Source organism: Arthrobacter sp. MDT2-34-1, from assembly GCF_059091365.1.
The window spans coordinates 870,410-892,460 of the sequence record NZ_JBNHGO010000001.1 but is presented as its reverse complement, the minus strand read 5'-3'; the positions used below and the strand labels follow the sequence as shown (position 1 = coordinate 892,460).

The window sequence follows — 22,051 nt, the reverse complement described above, 5'->3', positions numbered from 1 at the left end:
TCTGCGGCGCGGCTCTTCCAGGAGCCGCGCCGTCCGTCTTTAACCGGCCCAGCCGTTCATAACCGGCGCAGTCCCGCCCCAACCGTAGGATGGTTTCCATGGAGAACGTGATCGTGGTGCATGGCCCCAGCTCGCTGAACGGGCGGGTGGAGGTTCCCGGCGCCAAGAACAGCGTCCTGAAGCTGATGGCCGCGGTGCTGTTGGCACAGGGCCGTTCCACGATCACGAATGTGCCGGACATCCAGGACGTCTGGATCATGTCGGAACTGCTGCGTCGGCTCGGCTGCGGGGTGGATTACGATGTGGACGCCGCCAGCGTCCACATCGACGTACCGGAGGCGCCGGCCCACCAGGCAGACTACGACCTGGTCCGCGCCATGCGGGCCTCCATTTCCGTGCTCGGCCCGCTCGTGGCACGCTGCCGGCAGGCGGAAGTGGCACTGCCCGGGGGGGACGCCATCGGCAGCCGCGGCCTGGACATGCACCGGGCCGGGCTGGAACAGATGGGCGCCCACATCAGCATCGACCACGGCTACCTGGTGGCCAAGGCGCCGCAGGGGCTGCACGGGACCCGCCACCGCCTGCCGTATCCGTCGGTCGGCGCCACCGAAAACCTGATGATGGCCGCGACCCTGGCCCGGGGAGTGACGGTGATCGACAACGCCGCGCGGGAACCGGAGATCACCGACATCGCGGACCTGTTGGTCTCGATGGGTGCCCGGATCGAAGGGATCGGCTCGCCCACGCTGGTCATCACCGGCGTGGAGAGCCTGCAGCCCGTGCGCCACAGCACCGTGCCGGACCGGATCGTCGCCGGGACCTGGGCCTTCGCCGCTGCCGTCACCGGGGGAACCGTGGACGTGGCCAGGTCCAATCCCGGCCACCTGGCCGTGGTTTTGGACAAGCTGGAACAGGCAGGCTGCCGGATCACCAGCAGGGACGACGGATTCACGGTGGAAGGACCGGAGCGCCCGCGGCCGATCAACGTCTCCACGCTGCCGTACCCCGGCTTTCCCACGGACCTGCAGCCGTTCGTCGTCGCGCTGAATGCCGTGGCAGACGGGCACGGCATGGTGACGGAAAACGTCTTCGAAGCGCGCTGGGGTTTCACCTCCGAACTGGCCCGGCTGGGAGCGGTGGTGCGGCTGGACGGGCACCACGCGCTGATCAAGGGCGTGCCGCAACTCTCCGGCGCACCGGTCGAGGCCAACGACATCCGGGCCGGCGCCGCGCTGGTGATCGCGGGGCTGGTGGCCGACGGTACCACCGAGATCCACGGCGTCGAGCACATTGACCGGGGATACGAGCGGTTCGACGAACGCCTGCGCGCACTGGGCGGAGACGTGGTCCGGCTGGGACCGCCGAAGCTTCCCGCCTGACGCCGCAACGTCCGACGCCGGAAAACACAGAACCCCTCCGAAGGCATCGGAGGGGTTCTGTGTGCGTTGCGGTGCCGTGGGCGGCCCGCCCTGCCAAGCCGAAGCTAGATGACAGTGACGCCGGTGGCCTGGGGGCCCTTGGCGCCCTGGCCGATCTCGAAGCTCACGCGCTGGTTTTCGTCGAGGGTCTTGAATCCGCCCGACTGGATTTCAGAGTAGTGAACGAAGACGTCGCCGTCGGCCTCATCCAGTGTGATGAAGCCGAAGCCCTTTTCCGCGTTAAACCACTTAACGGTCCCCTGTGCCATTTAAATCTCCTCATCGTGAAACAAAAACAAGCCGGCACACCTCGTACCAACCCGGTTACTCCGTGGAAGATCCAAACGACAAGGCCTGCGGGCCGGACGCCGTGGAGCTTCACACTCGCAACACGTCTTGCGAGCATGAAAACCACACCTACACAAAGACTGAGTTAAGCATCACATAAGCCCCATGGGCGGTCAACGGTACAAAGAACAATTCAATCTTTTATTAAGCGAGAGTTCGGCGCGGGGTTAATTACCGCCAGGCGGGCCACGAGCGCGGCACCAGCGGCAGGAGAGCGGGCGCTGTTGCACGCCCACCGGAGCGTCAGAACAGGCGGGAGTCGGCGTCGTCCACGCCGCGCATCTCGTCGTAATCGAGGGTCAGGCATTCGATGCCCCGGTCGGCGGCAAGCACGCGCGCCTGCGGCTTGATCTGCTGGGCCGCGAAAATTCCCTTGACGGGAGCCAGCAGGGGATCGCGGTTGAGCAGCTCCAGGTAGCGGGTCAGCTGTTCCACGCCGTCGATGTCGCCGCGGCGCTTGAGCTCCACGGCCACGGTCCCGCCATCGGCGTTGCGGGCCAGGATGTCCACCGGCCCGATCGCCGTCATGTATTCGCGCCGCACCAAAGTGTGGCCGGGGCCGAGGCGGTGGATCTGTTCGGCCAGCAGGCGCTGCAGGTCGGCCTCCACGCCGTCCTTGACCAGCCCAGGGTCCACGCCGAGGTCGTGGCTGTATTCGTGCAGGTGCTCGTGGATGCTGATCACCAGGCGGTCGTCGCTCTTGGCATGCTGGACGTGCCAGACTTCGCGGACGCCCGAGGAGGCATCATCGGCCTCCGGCTCCGCCACCCGGAGATTCGCCGGCGGGCTCATCCAGTTGAGCGGCTTGTAGGAACCGCCGTCGGAATGGATCAGGACGGAGCCGTCCGCCTTCACCATCAGCAGGCGGGTGGCCAGCGGCAGGTGGGCGCGGAGGCGGCCGATGTAGTCGACGGAGCAACGGGCAATGACAAGACGCACAGTAGGCCACTTTACCGGTGCCGGCTGCGTGGTCGGTCCGGTGCCGCGGCGGGCGGGCGCGGTTCGGCCGGGGCCGCGCCGGTGGGGCAGAATGGTGGCATGCCCCGTTCCAACCGCCCGCGCCGCCGCTCAGGGGCGGGCAGCAGCAAGTGGACGCGGGCCAACGAGCTGGACCTGGACCGCGCCCGCGCCGGCATTCCGGAGCGCCAGAACGCGCCCGACGGCGAATGGAACGTGCGGCGCATCACCCCGTCGAACGCCGCCAAGGAGTACACCTGCCCGGGCTGCAACCGGACGATCGGCCCGGGGATCGAGCACCTCGTCGCCTGGCAGGCCGACTCGCTGTTCGGCGGCGAGACGGCGCTGGCCGAGCGGCGGCACTGGCATCCGCGCTGCTGGCAGACCCGCAGTTTCCGCTACCGCTGACCCGGCCTCAGTTCCGGTCCTGCCGGACGATGAAGACGTCCTTCAGCAGCAGCATCACCGACGCCGCGGCCGGAATCGCCATCAGGGCGCCCAGCACACCCATCAGCGAACCGCCGGCAATCACGGCGATCACGGCAACGGCGCCGGGGACGGCCACCGCGCGCTGCATGATGCGCGGCGAGACGAAGTAGGCCTCGATCTGCAGGTAGGCAAAGTAGATGACGGCGAACAGCAGCGCCGGCTGCCAGCCCACGGTCAGGGCAACCAGCGAGACGAACCCGCCGGCGATCACGGCCCCGATCAGCGGGATGAAGGCCAGCAGGCCGACGACGAAGGTCAGCAAGGCCGTGAACGGCACCTGCGCAATGGTCATGGCTATAAACGCCACCGCCGCGTTGATCAGGGCCACGCAGGCCTGGCCGATCACATAGCTGCCCACGCTGCCGGTGATTTCTTCGGACAGGCGCTGCACCTGTCGCCGCTTGGACCGCGGAGCGAGCCGGTAGGCCCACACCTTCAGCGCCGGGAGCGACGCCAGGAAGTACAGCGTGAGCACCAGCACGATCAGCGCCCCGAACGCACCCTGGAGCACGGCACTGCCGACGCCGAGGACGCCGCCGAAGATGCCCGTGACGTTCTCGGAACTGGCAAAGAACCGCTCCAGTTCGATGTCGATGCGCTCCCGGACCTGGAACTGCGCATCGATCGTCTGGAAGAAGGCCGAGTTCAGGATGTCCTCGACATAGCGCGGAGCGTTGGCCACGATCTGCGTGGTCTGGTTGACGATGGTCGGGATGAGCGTGGAGATGAACGCGGCGATCAGCCCGGCCAGGATCAGCACCACAATGATGACGCCGGCCGGACGCGGCAGCCCCTTGCTTTCCAGCCAGCGGACGATCGGATCGAGCCCCAGGGCAATGAAGAGCGCCGCCGCGATCCACGCCAGCAGCTCACCGACGTTGGTCAGCACAAAGTAGAGCAGCAGCGCGAAACCGACGCCGACCGTGGCCATGAATCCGAAGTGGATCGGGTGCCGGGCGGGGGAGAAGTCGGTGCCTGCGGCGCCGTCGCGGGCGGCGGCGGGGGAATCGTCCTCGGGCGGCATCTGGAAGCGGACGCGCGGCCGGGCGCGGGGCATCGACGCGCCGAGGCGCCCGAGGGCGCCGAGCACGGCGTGCCGGCGAGCCGCCATGACCGGCGCCGAGGCCGGAGAGCCGGCCGTCGCGGCGGGATCCGTGGCCGGCGCGGCGGGATCCGGGGCCGGTGCCGCGAGGTCGGCGGGCTGGCCCTCGGCCGGCGATCCGTTGCCGGCGGCGGGCGTGGGAGCATCCCGGGGTTCGCTCACGCAGCATCCTCTCTTCCGCCTGCAGCCGCTGAAGCAGCGGGCGGGCGCACTTGTCACGCGCTAAGCAACAACGGCGCAGGATAGGGGCAATTCTGAGCGAAAGACTACCAGTCCGGTATGGTGTGGCAGCGGATGCCGACGGCAAAAAGGGCAAAAGGCGGTCCGCGGCGGACCACGCGGTACGGCCGCGCACGGACGGCCGAGAGGGTTCGTTACCATAGGGTTATAAAGCATGACCGATGGCGGGCACCCCGGCCGGCCCTGGAGGCTTGGGCGTCCCTGCGGCCCTTCCCTCCTGCAGCGATCGACGATTGGTATTTTTGTGCGTTTTAAGATTTCAGTGGCCCTGATGGTGATCGGCCTGCTGGCCATCGCGCTGGGCATCGCCCAGCGGACCGTGTGGGCGCCGCCCGAGCGTGCCTCGGCCACCTACACGGCAGCCGATGCAACCGCACCCGTGACCGTCATCGAACCGGAAGTCTTCGGTGTCCACGAAGAAGAAGTGGACGTTTCGGTGGAGGCCGACGGCGAGTTCCTGCTGGTCATCGGCCGAGCGGGCGACGTCGAGGCCTGGGTCGGAGAGGCGGCGCACACCTCCCTGACCGGCATCGAGGACGGGCAACTGCAGGGGACCGTGACCGAGGGCGAGGCCAAGGTGCCGAACCCTGCGGGCTCCGACCTGTGGGTGAGCCAGCAGCAGGCCGAGGGCAGCCTTGAGCACCGGTGGCTGGCCCCGGCCGACGGCGAGTGGTCCATTCTGCTGGCCGCGGACGGCACCGAGCCGGCGCCGACGACGGTGACCGTCACCTGGCCGAACGACACCTCCGTGCCGTGGTCGCTGGCCCTGATGATCATCGGAGCCCTGCTGCTGGTGCTCGGCGTGGCGATGGCCGTGGTGTCCCGCCGCCCGAACCGGCCGGTCCCCGGCGGCGACTCCGATCCCCGGGGCGGCGGCGGCCGGCCGAACGCAGGCGGCCCGGAAACGGCACCGCTGGCTCAGCGGGGCGGCAGTGTTCCGGCCGGCCGTCCCGGCCAGGCCGTGCCCGGAGGCGCGGGTCTGGAAAAGCCCGAACAGGGCGAGCGGTCACCGGGCCGCCGTTCCCTGATGGAACGCCCGAAGCTGGGCCTGCGCGCAGCCGCCGCTGCGGGAGCGGCCGTGGTCCTGGCCTCCGGCGCCGTGCTTCCCGCCCACGCCGCCTCTCCGGCCGCCCCGTCCCAGGACGCAGGGGAAGCCGCCGGCCACCCGGTGGTGCTGGAGGGCCAACTGACCCGGATCATGGACTCGGTGGCGAAGGCGGTCTCCGACGCGGACTCGGCGCGGGATTCCGGCAAGCTGAAGCCGCGGGTCGCCGGTGCCGCCCTGACCGTCCGCGAGGCCAACTACAAGGTTCGGGCCGAAAACGGCGAGGCTGCGGCTCCCGTCCCGGTGGCTGCCGGGCCGATCCTGACCTCGATGGTCAGCACGAGTGCCGACTGGCCGCGGACGGTCGTGACGGTCACGGAGGGCGAGGACAATCCGGTGCCGCAGGTGATCGTGCTGGTGCAGCAGGATCCGCGTTCGAACTACCGGATGGTGGGCGCGCTCCAGATGCTGCCGGGCACCACCTTCCCGCAGGTCTCCACCGAGAGCGGCGGGACGCCGGCCGTGGCGCCGGACGACGGGGAAGGCCTGCTGCACGCGCCGCAGGCGGCGGTGAAAATGGTCGCGGAGAACCTCGACGACGGCAAGCACAAGGACGCGATCGGTAAGAACACCTTCTCCGAGCAGATCCAGGCGTTCCAAAAAGACCAGGTGAAATCCAACAAAAACGCCGACATCTCCTTCAGCCGCAGCGTCGACGACGGCTCGCTGCGGGCGCTCCGCACCGCCGACGGCGGCGCCGTGGTGTTTGGCCACATGGAGTCGGTGATGAGCAGCGTGCCGGCCGAGGCCGGCGCCACCGTGGAACTCTCGCCCGAGTTCGCGGCGCTGGCAGGGGATGACTCCACCACCGAAGGCGTGGACGTGACCTACGGCGAGTCCGTCTTCCTGTACGTGCCGCCGGCCGGTTCCGACGACCGGCTCACCCTGGTGGGCGTCGCCCAGGGCCTGGTGGACGCCGAGCTGAAGTAGCCCCGGCCGACCGGGCCGCGACGCCGGCTCGGTCGGGCAAAATTCCGGGCGTCGACCGAGACGTATTAGTGTGATGTCATGACCACTCCAACTCCAGGACAGGGCCCCGCGCCGTCTTCCGTCAGCCTCCGCGGCGCCGTCGACCTGTCCGCGCTGAAAAAGCCGCAGCCGCCGGCGGGAGGCATGCCGGCCGCTGGCGCGCCGGCAGCGGGTGAAGGCGAAGCTCCGGGCTACATCGTCGAGGTCAACGAGCAGAGCTTCCAGCCGCTCGTCCAGCTGTCCGCACAGGTCCCCGTGATCGTGGAACTGACCGCGTCATGGAGCGACCTGGCGCAGCAGTTGGCCTCCGCCATGGCGGAGGTGGCGAACGAGTTCGCCGGCCGCTTTGTGCTGGCCCGGGTCGACGTCGATGCCAGTCCCGGCATCGCCCAGGCCTTCCAGCTGCAGAGCGTGCCGGCCGCCGTGGCGCTCCTGAAGGGGCAGCCGATCCCGCTGTTCCAGGGGGCGGCGACGGCCGACGAGCTGCGGCAATTCGTCAACGAGCTGCTCAAGGTGGCACAGGCCAACGGCGTCACCGGCACCGCGCCCGGTGCGGGGGATGCCCCGGCCGAGGAAGAGAAGCCGCTGCCGCCGCTGCACCAGGAAGCGTTCGAGGCCATCGAGGCCGGCGACTTTGATCGCGCCGCTGCGGCATACCGGAAGGCGCTGGCCGAGCAGCCGGCGGACGACGAGGCGCGCACCGGCCTGTACCAGGTCCAGCTGCTGCAGCGGCTGCAGGGGGCCGATGCGGCCGGGCTGCGGGCCGCTGCCGCCGACCGGCCCGACGACCTGCAGGCCCAGCTGGCCGTTGCCGACCTGGACGTCTCGGGCGGCCATGTCGAGGACGCCTTCGCCCGCCTGGTGGGTTTCATCAGCCGCCACGCCGGGGATGAGCGGGAGGCCGCCCGGGCCCGCCTCGTGGAACTGTTCGACGTGGTGGGCAGCACCGACCCGCGGGTGTCCAAGGCACGCCAGGCTCTGGCCAGGGCGCTCTTCTAAATGGCGCAGGCTGTGGCCGGCGGCCTGTTCGAGCCGCTGAAACTGCGCGGTCTTCAGCTCCTGCACCGCGGCTGGGTGGCGCCGATGTGCCAGTACTCGGTGCGGCGGGAGGACGCGCCCGGGACGCCGAACGACTGGCACCTGATGCATCTGGGCCAGTTCGCCGCCGGCGGGGCCGCGTTGATCCTCACCGAGGCGACAGCGGTTGACGCGGCCGGCCGGATCAGTCCCGAGGACACCGGCATCTGGACCGACGACCAGGCCCAGGCGTGGGGCAGGATCACGGAGTTCGTGCACCGCTACGGCTCGGCGGACACCAAGATCGGGATCCAGCTGGCCCACGCCGGGCGCAAGGCGTCGACCTACGCGCCCTTCGCCCCGAAGTCCGGCTCGGTGCCGCCCGCCGAGGGGGGCTGGCGGACCGTGGGCCCGACGGCTGCCGCCTTTGGCCGCTACGCGGCGCCGGACGCCCTGGACGAGGCCGGCATCCGGCGGGTCATCGCGGACTTCCGCGACGCGGCGGCACGTGCCGTCTGGGCCGGCTTCGACACCGTGGAGATCCACGGCGCCCACGGCTACCTGCTGCACCAGTTCCTCTCGCCGCTGGTCAATACCCGCACCGACGGCTGGGGCGGTACCGCGGCCGGGCGTGCCCGGCTGCTGCTGGAGGTGGTGGAGGCGGTCCGCGGCGTCATCCCGGACGCCATGCCGCTGCTGCTCCGCGTCTCCGCCTCCGACTGGTCGGACGGCGGGCTGGAACCGGAGGCCGTGGCCGACGTGGTGGAACAGGCCGCCGCCCGCGGCGTGGATCTGGTGGACGTCTCGAGCGGCGGCGCGGTGCACGGGGCGAACATCCCGCTGCGGCCGGGATACCAGGTGCCCTTCGCGGCCGCCATCCGGCGCCAGGCGGGCATCCCGACCGGCGCCGTCGGACTCATCACCACGGCCGCGCAGGCCGACGCGATCATCAGGGAAGGCTCGGCGGACGCGGTACTGCTCGCCCGGGCGGCGCTGCGGGACCCGCACTGGTGGCAGCGCGCCGCCGTCGAACTGGGCCACGAACTGGCGTGGGCGCCGCAATACGAGCGTGCCGCGGTGGCGGAGAAATATTAGTCCTTGCGGATGACGTCCCGGTGAACCCCCGGTTGTTAGCGTGGACACATGACTTCGCACCCATCACACCCTCCGGTCCAGCAGCCGGACGAGCAGAACAGCAGCGCGGAACCGGTGCCGGGCGGCGCCGCCCCGCAGGGGTACCCGGCGCCCGGCCCTTCGGACGCTGCGCCGGCTGCCGCGCCCGCCCAGGCCCCCGTTCCCGCCCAGGCCCCCGTTCCCGCCCAGGCTCCCGTTCCCGCCCAGGCACCCGTTCCCGCCCTCGCGGTGCGCGGTCTGGCCAAGCGCTTCGGCGACAAGATCGCCGTCAACGGCGTCAACCTGGACGTGCCCGCCGGGTCCTTCTACGGGCTGGTCGGGCCGAACGGGGCGGGCAAGACCACCTCGCTCTCCATGGCCACCGGGCTGCTGCGGCCGGATTACGGCCAGGTGTGGGTGCACGGCGTGGACGTCTGGGCCGAGCCGCTGACGGCCAAGCGCCTGATGGGCGTGCTGCCCGACGGCGTCCGGCTGTTCGACCGGCTGACCGGGGAACAGCTGGTCACCTATGCCGGGCTGCTGCGGGGCATGGACCGGGAGACCGTGGCCGCGCGCGTCCCGGACCTGCTGCGGGCCATGGACCTGACCAACGACGCCGGCACCCTGGTGGTGGACTATTCCGCCGGCATGACCAAGAAGATCGCCCTGGCCACCGCACTGATCCATGCGCCGAAGCTGTTGGTGCTGGATGAACCGTTCGAGGCGGTAGACCCGGTCTCCGCGGCGAACATCCGCGACATCCTCCACGACTACGTGGACTCCGGGGGCACGGTGATCGTCTCCAGCCACGTCATGGACCTGGTCCAGCGCATGTGCGACCACGTGGCCGTGATCGCCGGCGGCAACGTGCTGGCCGCCGGCACCGTGGACGAGGTCCGCGCCGGCGCGAGCCTGGAAGAGCGCTTCGTCCAGCTGGTCGGCGGACGGACCCAGGCGGAGGGGCTCGAGTGGTTGCGCACCTCGTAAGGCTGAAGCTGGCGCTGCTGCGCAACGGCTTCAAACGCAGCCCGTGGCAGCTGGTGGGGGTGATCCTCGGGGGCCTGTACGCGATCGGCATGCTGGCCCTGCTGATTTCCGGACTGTTCTTCCTCAGCTACACCGAGCCGGACATGGCCCGCATGGTGGTGGTGCTGGGCGGCTCCGCGGCCTTCCTGGGCTGGGCGTTGATCCCCATGATGGCCACCGGCGTGGACATGACACTGGACCCGGCCCGGTTCGTCACTTACGCCGTGCCCATGCGCCAGCTGCTGCTCGGGCTCGCCATCGGCGGCCTGGTCGGCATCCCGGGCGTGGTGACGCTGGTCGCCGCGCTCGGGCACGCGGCCGCCTGGTGGCAGCACCCGGCCGCGCTCGTGGCCGCCGTCCTGTGCGCCCTGATCGCAACGCTGACGTGCGTGGTGCTCTCCCGCGTGACGACGTCGGCGTCCACGACGCTGGCCAGCTCGCGCCGGTTCAAGGACCTCAGCGGCGTCATCGGCATCATCCCGCTGGTGCTGCTGGGACCGCTCATGGTCGGCATCGTCGAGGGGTTCCGCAGCTCGCAGGACTTCCTGCCGGCCCTGGCCGAGGGCCTCGCCTGGTCGCCGCTGGGAGCGGTCTGGGCCGTTCCCGGCGACCTGGCCCTGGGCAACTGGGGCCCGGCCGGCGCCCGGCTGTTCATCGCGGTGGCCTTCCTGGCCGTGCTGGCCTGGCTCTGGAAGCTCAGCCTGGCCCGTGCGCTGGTCACCCCGCCGTACAACGCCGTGTCCCGGAAGGCCGGCGGCAGGCTGGGCTGGTTCTCCCGGATGCCCGGAACCCCTGCCGGAGCCGTGGCGGCGCGCGCGCTCATCTACTGGTTCAAGGATCCCCGCTACGGGGCGTCCCTGGTGTCCATTCCGCTCATACCGGTGGCGGTCTTCTTCGGCCTCTCGCAGACCGGCGACTTCACCTTCATGCTGTGGATGGGCCCGATGATCGCCTTCCTGCTGTCCTTCGGCATCTCCGCGGACATCGCCTACGACAACACGGCGTTCGCGCTGCACGTCACCACCGGCGTGAGCGGACGCGCCGACCGGATCGGCCGGGCCGCGGCCTGCGCGGTGATCGCGCTGCCGGCCACCGTCGTGCTGACCGTCCTGCCGTTCGTGTTCATCGGCGGGTGGCACCTGCTCCCGCCCGTTGCCGGGGTGGCCCTCGGCGTGCTGCTGACCGGCCTGGGCCTGTCCAGCGTGGTCTCGGCCCGTTACACCTACAACGTGCCGCTGCCGGGGGAGAGCCCGTTCAAGACCCCGCCCGGCTCGACAGCCCGGATGATGCTGGTCCAGCTCGGTGGGCTCGGCGTGCTGGTGCTGCTCTCGCTGCCGGAACTGGTGCTGGCGCTGATCGGTGTCTTCACCGGCGACGCGCTGTGGGGATGGCTGGCGCTGGCGGTCGGCCTCGTGCTCGGTGCGGTCCTGCTGGTGGTCGGCATCGAGCTGGGCGGCCGCTGGTATGACCGCCGGACGCCGGAACTCCTCCAGGCCGTGGCCAAAAACAAATAGCACACAAACCCAGCCGCAGCGGCGGGCGACGACGACGGGGGAGCCGGGCTCCGCCGTCGTCGTTCCCGTTTCAGGGGTTAAGATGGGTGGCATGAGTCTTCCTCCGGATCCTTTCGAAAACGACCCCCGCGCGCCGCAGACCCCGGGCGGGTCCACCGCGACGATCGAGCGTGAAGAACTCCGCGAAGAGCTTGAGCCCGGCGACCGCGAACGCTTCGCGCACTACGTCCGCAAGGAAAAGATCATGGAGTCGGCGCTGTCCGGCGAACCGGTGATCGCCCTCTGCGGCAAGGTGTGGGTGCCCGGCCGCGACCCGAACAAGTTCCCGGTATGCCCGGACTGCAAGGCCATCTACGAGGGCCTGCGCCCCGGCGGCGACGATTCCGGCAAGAAGAAGTAGTAACTTTCCCCACCCCACGAGCGCGGGCGCGTCCGGTGCCCGCCGCGCTTCCCCCTGCCTGCCAAGAAAGTCAGCCCTGGTTTTTTGATGCCCGAATCCACCGCCATCCGCGCGCCCGGCGCCATGTCTGCTGCCTACCGGCCGCTGACCATCGGCCTGCTGACGGTGATCACGCTGGCGGCGTTCGAGGCCGTTGCGGTGGCGACGGCGATGCCGGTGGTGGCGGCCGACCTGGAGGGCAAGTCCGCCTACGGGCTGGCGTTCTCCATGTTCCTGACCGCTTCGCTGCTGGCCAGCGTGGTGGCCGGAGTCTGGTGCGACGCGAAGGGCCCGCGCCCGGCCCTCGCCGCGGGGCTGGTGCTGATGGTCGCCGGGCTGGTCCTGTCCGGGGTGGCCGGGGAGTTCTGGATCTTCACCGCGGGCCGCGCCGTGGCCGGGCTGGGCGGCGGGTTCGCAATCGTGGCCGTCTACGTGATCATCGGACAGGTCTATCCGCAGCGGCTGCAGCCGGTGGTCTTTGGCTGGCTGGCGGCGGCCTGGGTGGTGCCGTCGCTGGTGGGGCCGCTGGCCGCCGGCGTCGTCGCCCAGTACCTTTCCTGGCGCCTGGTGTTCTACGGCGTGGCGCCGATCTTCCTGCTGGCCGTGCTGGTCATCTGGCCGCAGACCGGCAGCGTGGGAGCCCCGGAGAACCCGACCACGGACAAGCGCGGCGGGCGCCTGCAGGCGATGCGGGGTCTGCTGCTGGCCGGCGGCGTGTTCCTGGCCCAGTGGGCCCTGTTCGAGGCGGTCGCCGGCGGGTCCGCCGGGAAGCTGGTGCTGATGTACGCGCTGGCGGCCGGCGGCGTGGTGCTGGCGCTGGCGGCGCTGCCCAAGCTGATGCCGCCGGGCACCTTGCGGCTGCGTCGCGGGCTGCCCAGCGTGATTGCCACCCGCGGACTGATCAACCTGGCATTCTTCGGCGCCGAGGCGTTCATCCCGCTGATGCTGGTGGCGGCGCACGGCATCTCGCCGGCCACCGCGGGCCTGGCCCTGACGGCCGGCGCGGTCGGCTGGAGCATCGGCTCCTGGCTGCAGGCACGCGTCGAGACCGCCCGGCACCGGATGCTGGTGATCGGATCCGGCATCCTGACCGCCTGCATGGGGCTGATGGCGCTGGTGTCCGCGCCGTCGGTGCCGCTCGCGGCGCTCATCGTCGTCTGGGCGCTGGCCGGGTTCTCGATGGGCATGGCCTTGTCCACCACGTCCGTGATGGTGCTGAAGCTGTCCGCCCCCCAGGAGCGCGGACGGAACTCCGCGTCGCTGCAGCTGGCCGACCAGCTGGGCGGCGTGGTGGGTACCGCCGGGGCGGGCGGATTGTTCGCGCTGCTGCGGGATCCGGACAACCCGGGCTCGGTGGGCGTCTACGTGGTCATTTGGCTCGTGCTGGCCGTGGTGGCGGCGGGCGGGATCGCCACCGGCTGGCGCAGCGCGGAACGGATTGGAAACGGACAGGAACAACGGGAGGAGGCCGGCACATGAGCAACGACACACTATTCGGCGCCGGACCGGTGCTGCCGCCGGCTTACCCGGAACGGGCCGCCTGGGGCACCGCCCCCAAACTGCGCCAATGGCAGGCCGAGGCCCTGCAGAAGTACTTCGAGATGGCCCCGCAGGATTTCCTGGCCGTGGCTACCCCCGGCGCGGGCAAGACGACCTTCGCGCTGCGCGTGGCCACCGAACTGGTGGACCGGGGGATCGTCAACCGGATCACCGTCGTCGCCCCGACCGACCACCTCAAGCGCCAGTGGGCGGACGCCGCGGCGCGCGTGGGGCTGGCGATCGATCCGAACTTCAAGAACTCGGACGGTTCGCACGGCCGCGATTTCATCGGCGTCGCCGTTACCTACGCGCAGGTGGCCATGAAGCCGCTGTTGCACCGGGCCAAGACCGAGGCCGCCAAGACGCTGGTGATCCTCGACGAGATCCACCACGGCGGCGACGCCCTCAGCTGGGGCGACGGCATCCGCGAGGCGTTCGAACCCGCCGCCCGGCGCCTGGCGCTGACCGGCACCCCGTTCCGCTCGGACACGGCGGCGATCCCGTTCGTGGAGTATGCCGAGGACAAAGACGGCATCCGCCGCTCGCGGGCGGACTACACCTACGGCTACGGCAGCGCCCTGCGCGACCACGTGGTGCGCCCGGTCATGTTCATGGCCTACTCGGGGCAGATGCGCTGGCGCACCAGTTCGGGGGACGAGTACGCCGCGTCGCTCGGCGAGGCCGCGGTCACCAAGGACATCACGGCGCAGGCCTGGCGCACGGCGCTGAACCCTCAGGGGCAATGGATCCCGTCGGTGCTGGCGGCGGCCGACAAACGGCTGACCGAGGTCCGCCGGGCGGTGCCCGACGCCGGCGGGCTGGTGATCGCCACCGACCACGAGGACGCGCGGGCCTACGCCGGCCAGCTGAAGAAGATCACCGGGGAATCCGCCACCGTCATCCTTTCCGACGACGCCGGCGCCTCCGAAAAGATCGAGGCGTTTTCCGCCGGGGACAGCCGCTGGATGGTCGCCGTCCGCATGGTCTCCGAAGGCGTGGACGTGCCCCGCCTCTCGGTCGGGGTCTACGCCACCTCGACGGCCACCCCGCTGTTCTTCGCGCAGGCGGTGGGCCGCTTCGTGCGCGCCCGGAAGCGCGGCGAAACGGCGTCGGTGTTCCTTCCGTCGGTGCCGAACCTGATGGAACTGGCCAACCAGATGGAGCTGGAGCGCGACCACGCGCTGGACCGGCCGGACAAGGACAACGACGAGGGCTTCATTCCCGAAGAGGCCCTGATGGAGCAGGCCAACCGGGAAGAGTCGGCCTCGGATGCGCTGACCAAGCAGAAGTTCGAAGCGCTGGATTCCCAGGCGTCCTTCGACCGCGTGCTGTTCGACGGCGCCGAGTTCGGCACCGGCGGAGAACTCGGCAGCGAAGAGGAACTGGACTTCCTGGGCATCCCGGGGCTGCTGGACGCGGAGCAGGTGGGCATGCTGCTGCGCCAGCGCCAGCAGGAACAGCAGTCGCGCAAACGCAAGCGTTCGGGCGGGGCCGCGGATCCCGAGCCGGCCCCTGCCGTGGTTGACCACCGTCAGCTGACCGAACTGCGCAACCAGCTGGCCAAGAACGTGTCCGCCTGGTCGGCGCGCTCCGGCATGCCGCACGGCGTGGTCCACTCCGAGCTGCGCCGGGTCTGCGGCGGCCCGCCGGTGGCCCAGGCCAACGAGGAGCAGCTGAACCGGCGCCTGAAGAAGCTCCAGGACTGGTTCATCGGCCGGAAGTAGCCGGCGGCCGGCCGGCTACTCGATGACGTCGATGCCGTAGTCGCTGAATTCGGCCAACGTCTTCTCGACGCGCCCGGCGTTGATTCCCGCCGACAGCGCCAGGTTCACGGCGGTGGCGTAGCCGGCCTGGGCGGCGTCGAGGGCGGTCTGGCGGACGCAGTAGTCGGTCGCCAGCCCGGCCACCACCACCTCGTCCACTCCGTGCTCCTGCAGCCAGTCGTCCAGGCTGGGCATCTCGACCAGCTCTTCCTCCTCGTCGCCCTCGCGCTCTCCGGTGGCCACCTCATCCGCCGGCGCCAGCAGTCCGTCGAAGCCGGAGTAGCCGGCGTCGTACTGGCCCTTGCGGAAGTAGGCGTCGATCCGGTCGGTGTCCAGGTCGGGATGCAGGTCAGCCCCGCGGGTACCGGCGACGCAGTGCCGCGGCCAGCTGTCCACGAAGTCCGGCTCGTCGGAGAAGTGGCTGCCCGGATCCACGTGCCAGTCCTGGGTCGCGACCACGACGTCGTATTCGTCCGGCCGGGTCTCCAGGTGCTCGCTGATGTCGGCGGCAGTTTTCGCTCCGCCGTCGACGGCCAGGGCGCCTCCCTCGCAGAAGTCGTTCTGGACGTCGACGATGATCAGTGCGCGTGTCATGGCTGCTCCTCGAATTCGGTGGGAATGGCGGCCTCGCCGCGCTGCAGCCGGTTCACGGCGCCGGGCAGCTCGGCCATGGAAGCGGTGTGGCGTTCGGCGGCGCGGCGGACGCCCTCGGCGCCGGTCCAGCCGTCCGCCAGCTTGCCGTTCGTGACGAACTGCTGCAGCAGCGGGCGGTCGTTGCCGTCGTCGAAGGGCGGGTGGCCGATGCCGACCACCTCGGCCGTGGCCGACCCGTGCTCGTCCAGCCGGCGCAGCGCGTATTTGCGTCCGCCGACGGAAATCTTGTTCTTCGACGCCTTCGCCACCGACACCTGCTCGCCGTTGCTGCCCTCGCGGCTGACCAGTTTGTAGACCATGCTCGCCGTGGGCGCGCCGGATCCGGTGACCAGCGCCGTGCCGACGCCGTAGGAGTCCACCGGAGCCGAGGCGAGCGCCGCGATCGCGTATTCGTCCAGGTCCGAGGTGACGGTGATGCGGGTGTGGTGGTTGCCCAGATCGTCCAGCAGCTGGCGCACCCACTGGGCCTGGGCGATCAGGTCGCCGGAATCCAGCCGCACGCCGCCCAGCTCCGGACCCGCCAGGTCCACGGCCGTCCGGACGGCGGTTTCGACGTCGTACGTGTCCGCCAGCAGGGTGGTTCCCACACCCAGCGAGGCCAGCTGCGCCTCGAAGGCCTGCTGCTCGGTGTCGTGCAGCAAGGTGAAGGAATGGGCGGCGGTGCCCACCGTCTTGACGCCGTACCGGTAGCCGGCTTCCAGGTTGGAGGTGCTGGAGAAGCCGCCGATCACCGCGGCCCGGGCGGCAGCCACCGCCGACTCTTCGTGCGTGCGGCGGGACCCCATCTCGATGCAGGGCCGGCTGCCGGCGGCCCCGGTCATCCGCGAGGCGGCCGAGGCGATGGCGCTGTCGTGGTTCAGCACGGACAGGATGAAGGTCTCCAGCACGCAGGCCTCGGCGAAGCTCGACTCCACCACCAGGATCGGCGAATACGGGAAGTAGGCCTCGCCCTCGGCATAGCCGTAGATGTCGCCGGAGAACCGGAAATCGGCCAGCCAGTCGATGGTGCGCGCGTCGACCACGCCGGTGCGGGCCAGGAAGTCCAGCTGGTGCTCGGAGAACGTGAAGTGTTCCAGGCCTTCCAGGATCCGGCCGGTTCCGGCCACCACGCCGTACCGGCGGCCTTCCGGCAGCCGGCGGGCGAACGCCTCGAAGACCGAACGCCGGTGCGCCGCGCCGGAGTGCAGGGCGGCCTGGAGCATGGTCAGCTCGTAATGGTCGGTGTACAGGGAGGTGCTGGGGTGCGCCCAGCCGGCTGCGATGTTCACATCCCCGACTCTAATCCTGTTTCGCCCTCCGGGCAGTTCCGCGCCGCCGTCGCCGTCCGGGCAGTTCCGTGCCGCCGTCGCCGTCCGGGCAGTTCCGTGCCGCCGTCGGGCCGGAAGGGCGCGCCCTGCCTACAATGGAAGCCATGACCGTGAGCATCCTTCCCTCCTGCACAACCGTGCTGGACTCGGATATCGAGACGTCCCGCCGCGCGGAATCCGCCGAACTTACGGCCAGGGACACCCCGTGGGTCGTGATCGTGTGGAACGATCCGGTCAACCTGATGAGCTACGTCAGCTATGTCTTCCAAAGCTACTTCGGCTATTCGGAAACCAAGGCCCGTAAGCTGATGCTCGAGGTGCACCAGCAGGGGAAGTCGGTAGTGGCCACGGGCAGCCGCGAGCAGGCCGAGCGGGACACCGTGGCGATGCATTCGTTCGGCCTGTGGGCCACGTACCAGAAGGCGGACCAGGCGTAGATGGCCAAGGCATTCAAGCACACGCGCAAGGGAATCACCGGGTTCCTGGAACCCGCCGAGCGGGACCTGATCCGGAAGCTGTTCGCGGACGTCGTCGCCATGCTGGAAGTCGACCGGCAGGACGAGGATCCGCTCGCGGCGATCGTCGGCCTGGACATGGATGCCGCCAAGCCCCGGGACCCCGCGCTGCTCCGGTTGCTGCCGGATGCTGTGGAGCACGACGACGGCGAGGCCCTGGAGTTCCGCAAGCTCACCGAACGCTCGCTGCGGGACGACAAGCTCGGGGCGCTGCGCGCCAGCGCGCTGCTGCTCGAACAGACGCCGCTGCACCTGACCGACGAGCAGGCCCGGCTGTTCGCCCGGGCCGTGAACGACGTCCGCCTGGTGCTGGCCGAGCGGCTGGAGCTCCGCACCGACGAGGACGCCCAGGCCCTGCATGAGATCGACGACTGGTCCCAGGCCGAGGACCTCGAGACCTATCTGGCGCTGGTCTACAACTTCATGACCTGGCTTCAGGAGACCCTGATGCAGGCGTTGCTGGACGGGCTGGACCACCCGTCGGGCCGGCACCGCTGAGCCACGCCCCGGCGCGCCGGCACCGCTGAGCCACGTCCCGGGCGGGCTGGCACCGCGGAGCCACGCCCCCGGCGCGCCGGCACCGCTGAGCACGCCCCGGCGGGCCGGAATCGCGAGGCTACGCCAGTCGCGGCGGCACTTGGAACCGAGGCGCCTGAGATCGCGGGGCCACGCCCTGCCTCGGCCCGGCCACGGCCGCTGGGCATGGGCCGCAACCTTCTCCAGTCCGCGCCCAGGCGGCGCCCCGGTCGGGAGGTCGCCGTCGGCGGGGAAACACTGTGAGATGGCTAACAGAAGCCGCGCAGAAGTTCGCTCAACCGGCTGCCAACGTCTTATCCTCTAGTGAACATGAGCCCGGAAAGGCAGTGAAACTGAAGATGTTGATCCAACCTGCAGCTCCGATCGGCATCTTTGATTCCGGGGTGGGTGGGCTGACCGTGGCCCGCGCAGTGATAGACCAGCTGCCCAACGAATCCATCTTGTATGTTGGCGACACCGCAAACGGTCCCTACGGGCCGCTGCCGATCGCCGAGGTGCGCGCGAACGCGCTGGGTGTGATGGATGAACTCGTGGACGCCGGCGTGAAGCTCCTCGTGATCGCCTGCAACTCCGCCTCGGCCGCCGTCCTGCGCGACGCCCGGGAGCGCTACACTGCCCGCTACGGCATCCCGGTGATCGAGGTGATCCAGCCGGCCGTCCGCCGCGCGGTCGCCTCCACGCGGAGCGGCAGGATCGGCGTGATCGGCACCTCGGCCACCGTCGGTTCCCGCGCCTACGAGGACACCTTCGCCGCCGCGCCGCACCTCGACGTGACCTCCGTGGCCTGCCCCCGGTTCGTGGAATACGTTGAGGCCGGCGTGACGGCCGGCCAGGAGCTGCTGTCCACCGCCGAGGAGTACCTGGAGCCGCTCAAGCGTGCCGACGTGGACACGCTGGTGCTCGGCTGCACGCACTATCCGCTGCTGACCGGCGTGATCTCCTACGTCATGGGCGACGGCGTGACGCTGGTTTCCAGCGCGGAAGAGACCGCCAAGGATGTTTACCGGTCTTTGGTGTCCCACGATCTGCTGCGTCCGGAAGGGACGCCGGGCCGGCACCACTTCATTGCCACGGGCGACGCCGCGTCCTTCGAGGTGCTGGCGCGCCGGTTCCTGGGGCCGGAAGTGATCGCCGTGGAGCATGTGGAGCACGTGGCGGCGCAGTATCCCACCGGGAGCATGGCCAGGATCACCCCGGAGATGGTTGCCGCCGCGCGCGCCGGGGCGCAGGCGGGCCCGAAGGTTTCGCCGTTTGCCGGTGCATCGGGGCAGTACAACCCGGGGGAGCGGGCATGAACCTGACCATCATCGGCTGCAGCGGCTCGTTTCCCGGACCGCAGTCCCCGGCGTCGTGCTATCTGGTCAGCGCCCACGACGGCGAGCGAACCTGGCGCATCCTGCTCGACCTGGGCAACGGCGCCCTGGGCACCGCCCAGCGCTACATGGCGTTGGAGGATATCGACGCCGTCTTCCTGAGCCACCTGCACCCGGACCATTGCATGGACCTGTGCGGCCTGCATGTGGCGGTGCGCTGGAATCCCGACGGCTGGACCAAGGGCCGCATCCCCGTGTGGGGGCCGGCCGCCACGGCGGACCGCATGGCCACCGCCTACGGGCTGGAATTGGATCCGGGCATGAAAGAGGAGTTCGACTTCCACGTTTGGGCGGAACGGGAACCGGTGAAGCTGGGCCCGTTCACCATCACGCCGTATCCGGTGCGCCACCCCGTCGATGAGGCCTACGCGATCCGGGTCGAGGCTACGGAGCCCACGTCCGAGGGGCCGGTCACGCGGGTGCTGGCCTACTCCGGTGACACCGACAGCTGTCCCGCACTGGTCGAAGCGGCGTTCGGCGCGGACATGTTCCTGTGCGAGGCGGCCTTCCACGAGGGACGCGACGACGCCGTCGACGGCGTGCACCTCACCGGAAAGCGGGCTGGTGCCGCTGCCACCGAGGCGCAGGTCCGGCGGCTGCTGCTGACCCACCTGCCCGTCTGGAACGACTCCGTGCGTACCGTCGAGGAGGCCCGCGAAACCTACGTCGGCGATCTCGCGGTCGCGGTAGCCGGCGTCAGCTACGTCGTTTAAGCGGCAGCGGGGCGGTGGCGGCGACGCCTTCCGGGCGGCTCTTGGACGGAGTCGGGCGCCGGCGTCTAGGCGGCCACGGCCCGGTGGCGGCTACGTCTTCCGGGCTGCGGCGGCTGCGAGCTCCGGCCCCCGAGCGACCGCGGCCGCTGCGAGCCGATAGGGTGGACTCATGATTGATGTTGATCCAGGTTCCGCCATGCCCGCTGCCGCCGCCCGCGCCGACGGCCGGACGCCCGAGCAGTTGCGTCCGATCAGCATCACTCGCGGCTGGTCCAACCAGGCTGAAGGATCGGCGCTGATCGAGTTCGGCAACACCCGCGTGCTTTGCACCGCATCGGTGACCGCGGGCGTGCCCCGCTGGCTGAAGGGCGAAGGACGCGGCTGGGTGACGGCTGAATACGCGATGCTTCCCCGTGCCACCAACACCCGTTCCGACCGCGAATCCGTCAAAGGCAAGATCGGCGGCCGCACGCACGAAATTTCACGGCTGATCGGTCGCTCGCTCCGCTCGGTCATCGACACCAAGGCGCTGGGGGAGAACACCATCGTCTTGGACTGCGACGTGCTCCAGGCCGACGGCGGCACGCGCACCGCGGCCATCACCGGCGCCTTCGTGGCCCTGGCCGACGCCTTGCACTGGGCTAAAGAACAGAAGCTGATCGCCCGTTCGGCCCGCCCGCTCACCGACACCGTCGCGGCCGTGAGCGTCGGCATTATCGACGGCGTGCCGATGCTGGACCTGCCCTACGTCGAGGACGTGCGCGCCGAAACGGACATGAACGTGGTGGTCACCGGATCCGGACAGTTCGTGGAAGTCCAGGGCACCGCCGAGGGCGCGCCGTTCGACCGTGCGGAACTCGACGCGCTGCTGGACCTGGCTCTTGCCGGCACCGCCCAGTTGGCCCAGATCCAGCGGGACACGCTGGCGGAGACGCTGGGTGAAGTCATCCGTGGCTGACACCGCGGCCGCAGGCGCCGAGCCCGGCGGAGCGTCGGACGCCGGGCAGGAGATCGAGCCCCGGCTGGTCTTGGCCACCCGCAACCAGGGAAAGCTGCGCGAATTGCGAGACCTGCTGCGCGGCCAGATACCGGGGCTGGACGTGGACACCCAGGTGATCGACGCTGCCACCGCAGGGGTCCCGGACGTTGCCGAAACCGGACTCACCTTCGCGGAGAACTCCCTGTTGAAGGCACGCGCAGTGGCCGAAGCCACCGGACTGGTGGCGGTGGCCGACGACTCGGGCCTGGCGGTTGACGTACTCGGCGGGGCGCCCGGCATCTTCTCGGCCCGCTGGGCCGGGAAACACGGCGACGACGAAGCGAACCTGCGCCTGCTGTTGAACCAGTTGTCCGACATCGCGCCCGAGCACCGCGGGGCCGCGTTCGTCTGCGCAGCAAGCGTCGTGTCGGCGCGTCTCGAAGCCGTCGAGGAGGGCCGTCTGGCGGGCACCCTGCTGGCCGAACCGCGCGGCTCCGGCGGATTTGGTTACGACCCCATCCTGCAGCCCGCGGGGATGGACCGCAGCTGCGCCGAACTGCGGCCGGAGGAAAAGAACGCCATTAGCCACCGCGGCCAGGCCTTCCGCGCCCTGCTGCCGCACATAGTGGCGGCACTCGGCTAGGAATCGGAAAGGCCGTGCCGCAGCGCAGCCGGGGACCCGCCGCAGCGGTGGGGCCACTGTCGGCGGCTTGCGGCGCCCCCACACCTGCGGACTGACCGCTTTCTGCGGAGGATTTCTACATCTCCCGAAACTGTCAGTGACGGCGGATAGTTTGTTTTCAGTAGCAGTTGAGCACCATCGTTGGCCGCCGGGTAGTGCGTTTGCCGGCGGCGTCTGCGGATCCGTCCAGGGTTCGTGACCGTTCGTAGTCGAGGCCATGCAGTACGCATGCTGAAGATTGAGACGCTGAGA

At 70.1% G+C, this 22,051-nt stretch carries 21 protein-coding genes; 16 read left to right on the top strand and 5 right to left on the bottom strand.

What is annotated here, in order from left to right:
• The first annotated feature begins 98 nt into the window (after window positions 1-98).
• Window positions 99-1,379: a UDP-N-acetylglucosamine 1-carboxyvinyltransferase gene (gene murA / locus AC5RVV_RS04075; RefSeq protein ID WP_494000117.1), complete on the top strand. Its 1,281-nt coding sequence runs from the start codon at window positions 99-101 to the stop codon at window positions 1,377-1,379.
• Between the two features lie 104 nt (window positions 1,380-1,483).
• On the opposite strand, the gene AC5RVV_RS04070 is transcribed toward murA, so the two are convergent.
• Complete coding sequence (locus tag AC5RVV_RS04070; RefSeq protein WP_494000116.1) at window positions 1,484-1,687, bottom strand: cold-shock protein; 204 nt, start codon at window positions 1,685-1,687, stop codon at window positions 1,484-1,486.
• A gap of 322 nt (window positions 1,688-2,009) precedes the next feature.
• Complete coding sequence (gene nucS / locus AC5RVV_RS04065) at window positions 2,010-2,705, bottom strand: endonuclease NucS (protein WP_494000115.1); 696 nt, start codon at window positions 2,703-2,705, stop codon at window positions 2,010-2,012.
• Window positions 2,706-2,804: 99 nt separating this feature from the next.
• Between nucS and AC5RVV_RS04060 the strand changes: the two genes are divergently transcribed.
• A complete protein-coding gene (locus tag AC5RVV_RS04060; RefSeq protein ID WP_494000114.1) occupies window positions 2,805-3,131 on the top strand; it encodes an Rv1322 family protein in 327 nt (108 codons plus the stop codon).
• 7 nt (window positions 3,132-3,138) lie between these two features.
• Here the strand turns inward: AC5RVV_RS04060 and AC5RVV_RS04055 are convergent, their stop codons facing one another.
• Window positions 3,139-4,476: an AI-2E family transporter gene (locus AC5RVV_RS04055; RefSeq protein WP_494000113.1), complete on the bottom strand. Its 1,338-nt coding sequence runs from the start codon at window positions 4,474-4,476 to the stop codon at window positions 3,139-3,141.
• 322 nt (window positions 4,477-4,798) lie between these two features.
• Here AC5RVV_RS04055 and AC5RVV_RS04050 point away from each other — a divergent pair, with 322 nt between their 5' ends.
• From AC5RVV_RS04050 to AC5RVV_RS04015, 8 genes are all read left to right on the top strand, one after another.
• Window positions 4,799-6,589 (top strand): DUF8094 domain-containing protein, encoded by a 1,791-nt coding sequence (locus AC5RVV_RS04050; RefSeq protein ID WP_494000112.1) that lies wholly within the window; start codon window positions 4,799-4,801, stop codon window positions 6,587-6,589.
• A 78-nt stretch (window positions 6,590-6,667) separates the two neighbouring features.
• A complete protein-coding gene (locus AC5RVV_RS04045; RefSeq protein WP_494000111.1) occupies window positions 6,668-7,627 on the top strand; it encodes a tetratricopeptide repeat protein in 960 nt (319 codons plus the stop codon).
• The gene (locus tag AC5RVV_RS04040) at window positions 7,628-8,740 is read left to right on the top strand and encodes an NADH:flavin oxidoreductase/NADH oxidase (protein WP_494000110.1); all 1,113 of its coding nucleotides are present in this window, start codon (window positions 7,628-7,630) and stop codon (window positions 8,738-8,740) included. It abuts the gene before it with no gap.
• A 48-nt stretch (window positions 8,741-8,788) separates the two neighbouring features.
• Complete coding sequence (locus AC5RVV_RS04035; protein ID WP_494000109.1) at window positions 8,789-9,745, top strand: ABC transporter ATP-binding protein; 957 nt, start codon at window positions 8,789-8,791, stop codon at window positions 9,743-9,745.
• Window positions 9,727-11,298: a transporter gene (locus AC5RVV_RS04030; RefSeq protein WP_494000108.1), complete on the top strand. Its 1,572-nt coding sequence runs from the start codon at window positions 9,727-9,729 to the stop codon at window positions 11,296-11,298. The genes AC5RVV_RS04035 and AC5RVV_RS04030 overlap by 19 nt, the downstream gene beginning before the upstream one ends.
• 91 nt (window positions 11,299-11,389) lie before the next feature.
• Window positions 11,390-11,698 (top strand): DUF3039 domain-containing protein, encoded by a 309-nt coding sequence (locus AC5RVV_RS04025; protein ID WP_493979734.1) that lies wholly within the window; start codon window positions 11,390-11,392, stop codon window positions 11,696-11,698.
• An 87-nt stretch (window positions 11,699-11,785) separates the two neighbouring features.
• Window positions 11,786-13,216, top strand: a complete 1,431-nt coding sequence (locus AC5RVV_RS04020; protein ID WP_494000107.1) for an MFS transporter — start codon at window positions 11,786-11,788, stop codon at window positions 13,214-13,216.
• Window positions 13,213-15,000: a DEAD/DEAH box helicase gene (locus tag AC5RVV_RS04015; RefSeq protein WP_494000106.1), complete on the top strand. Its 1,788-nt coding sequence runs from the start codon at window positions 13,213-13,215 to the stop codon at window positions 14,998-15,000. The genes AC5RVV_RS04020 and AC5RVV_RS04015 overlap by 4 nt, the downstream gene beginning before the upstream one ends.
• A gap of 15 nt (window positions 15,001-15,015) precedes the next feature.
• Here the strand turns inward: AC5RVV_RS04015 and AC5RVV_RS04010 are convergent, their stop codons facing one another.
• Together AC5RVV_RS04010 and AC5RVV_RS04005 are read right to left on the bottom strand one after the other, a co-directional pair.
• Complete coding sequence (locus tag AC5RVV_RS04010) at window positions 15,016-15,633, bottom strand: isochorismatase family protein (RefSeq protein ID WP_494000105.1); 618 nt, start codon at window positions 15,631-15,633, stop codon at window positions 15,016-15,018.
• Window positions 15,630-16,961 (bottom strand): nicotinate phosphoribosyltransferase, encoded by a 1,332-nt coding sequence (locus AC5RVV_RS04005; RefSeq protein WP_494000104.1) that lies wholly within the window; start codon window positions 16,959-16,961, stop codon window positions 15,630-15,632. Before AC5RVV_RS04005 ends, AC5RVV_RS04010 begins: the two co-directional genes overlap by 4 nt.
• A 143-nt stretch (window positions 16,962-17,104) precedes the next feature.
• Here AC5RVV_RS04005 and clpS point away from each other — a divergent pair, with 143 nt between their 5' ends.
• The 6 genes from clpS (at window position 17,105) to rdgB (ending at window position 21,760) form a co-directional block, all read left to right on the top strand.
• A complete protein-coding gene (clpS, locus tag AC5RVV_RS04000; protein WP_494000103.1) occupies window positions 17,105-17,437 on the top strand; it encodes an ATP-dependent Clp protease adapter ClpS in 333 nt (110 codons plus the stop codon).
• Entirely contained in the window at window positions 17,438-18,013 is a 576-nt protein-coding gene (locus AC5RVV_RS03995) for a DUF2017 domain-containing protein (RefSeq protein WP_494000102.1), read from the top strand. It begins immediately after the preceding gene.
• Between the two features lie 377 nt (window positions 18,014-18,390).
• A complete protein-coding gene (gene murI / locus AC5RVV_RS03990) occupies window positions 18,391-19,347 on the top strand; it encodes a glutamate racemase (protein ID WP_494001275.1) in 957 nt (318 codons plus the stop codon).
• Window positions 19,344-20,138 (top strand): MBL fold metallo-hydrolase, encoded by a 795-nt coding sequence (locus tag AC5RVV_RS03985; protein WP_494000101.1) that lies wholly within the window; start codon window positions 19,344-19,346, stop codon window positions 20,136-20,138. The genes murI and AC5RVV_RS03985 overlap by 4 nt, the downstream gene beginning before the upstream one ends.
• Window positions 20,139-20,307: 169 nt before the next feature.
• Entirely contained in the window at window positions 20,308-21,096 is a 789-nt protein-coding gene (gene rph / locus AC5RVV_RS03980; RefSeq protein WP_493979743.1) for a ribonuclease PH, read from the top strand.
• 52 nt (window positions 21,097-21,148) lie between these two features.
• The gene (gene rdgB / locus AC5RVV_RS03975; protein ID WP_494001274.1) at window positions 21,149-21,760 is read left to right on the top strand and encodes an RdgB/HAM1 family non-canonical purine NTP pyrophosphatase; all 612 of its coding nucleotides are present in this window, start codon (window positions 21,149-21,151) and stop codon (window positions 21,758-21,760) included.
• The last annotated feature ends 291 nt before the right edge of the window (window positions 21,761-22,051 follow it).

What these genes read in the sequence shown, in the direction of transcription:
- AC5RVV_RS04010 (WP_494000105.1), bottom strand. Translation starts at nt 15,633, where the DNA reads ATGACACGCGCACTGATCATCGTCGACGTCCAGAACGACTTCTGCGAG.
- AC5RVV_RS03995 (WP_494000102.1), top strand. Translation starts at nt 17,438, where the DNA reads ATGGCCAAGGCATTCAAGCACACGCGCAAGGGAATCACCGGGTTCCTG.
- AC5RVV_RS04070 (WP_494000116.1), bottom strand. Translation starts at nt 1,687, where the DNA reads ATGGCACAGGGGACCGTTAAGTGGTTTAACGCGGAAAAGGGCTTCGGC.
- AC5RVV_RS03985 (WP_494000101.1), top strand. Translation starts at nt 19,344, where the DNA reads ATGAACCTGACCATCATCGGCTGCAGCGGCTCGTTTCCCGGACCGCAG.
- rph (WP_493979743.1), top strand. Translation starts at nt 20,308, where the DNA reads ATGATTGATGTTGATCCAGGTTCCGCCATGCCCGCTGCCGCCGCCCGC.
- murA (WP_494000117.1), top strand. Translation starts at nt 99, where the DNA reads ATGGAGAACGTGATCGTGGTGCATGGCCCCAGCTCGCTGAACGGGCGG.
- AC5RVV_RS04015 (WP_494000106.1), top strand. Translation starts at nt 13,213, where the DNA reads ATGAGCAACGACACACTATTCGGCGCCGGACCGGTGCTGCCGCCGGCT.
- AC5RVV_RS04060 (WP_494000114.1), top strand. Translation starts at nt 2,805, where the DNA reads ATGCCCCGTTCCAACCGCCCGCGCCGCCGCTCAGGGGCGGGCAGCAGC.
- AC5RVV_RS04035 (WP_494000109.1), top strand. Translation starts at nt 8,789, where the DNA reads ATGACTTCGCACCCATCACACCCTCCGGTCCAGCAGCCGGACGAGCAG.
- murI (WP_494001275.1), top strand. Translation starts at nt 18,391, where the DNA reads ATGTTGATCCAACCTGCAGCTCCGATCGGCATCTTTGATTCCGGGGTG.
- AC5RVV_RS04040 (WP_494000110.1), top strand. Translation starts at nt 7,628, where the DNA reads ATGGCGCAGGCTGTGGCCGGCGGCCTGTTCGAGCCGCTGAAACTGCGC.
- AC5RVV_RS04045 (WP_494000111.1), top strand. Translation starts at nt 6,668, where the DNA reads ATGACCACTCCAACTCCAGGACAGGGCCCCGCGCCGTCTTCCGTCAGC.
- AC5RVV_RS04025 (WP_493979734.1), top strand. Translation starts at nt 11,390, where the DNA reads ATGAGTCTTCCTCCGGATCCTTTCGAAAACGACCCCCGCGCGCCGCAG.
- clpS (WP_494000103.1), top strand. Translation starts at nt 17,105, where the DNA reads ATGACCGTGAGCATCCTTCCCTCCTGCACAACCGTGCTGGACTCGGAT.
- AC5RVV_RS04020 (WP_494000107.1), top strand. Translation starts at nt 11,786, where the DNA reads ATGCCCGAATCCACCGCCATCCGCGCGCCCGGCGCCATGTCTGCTGCC.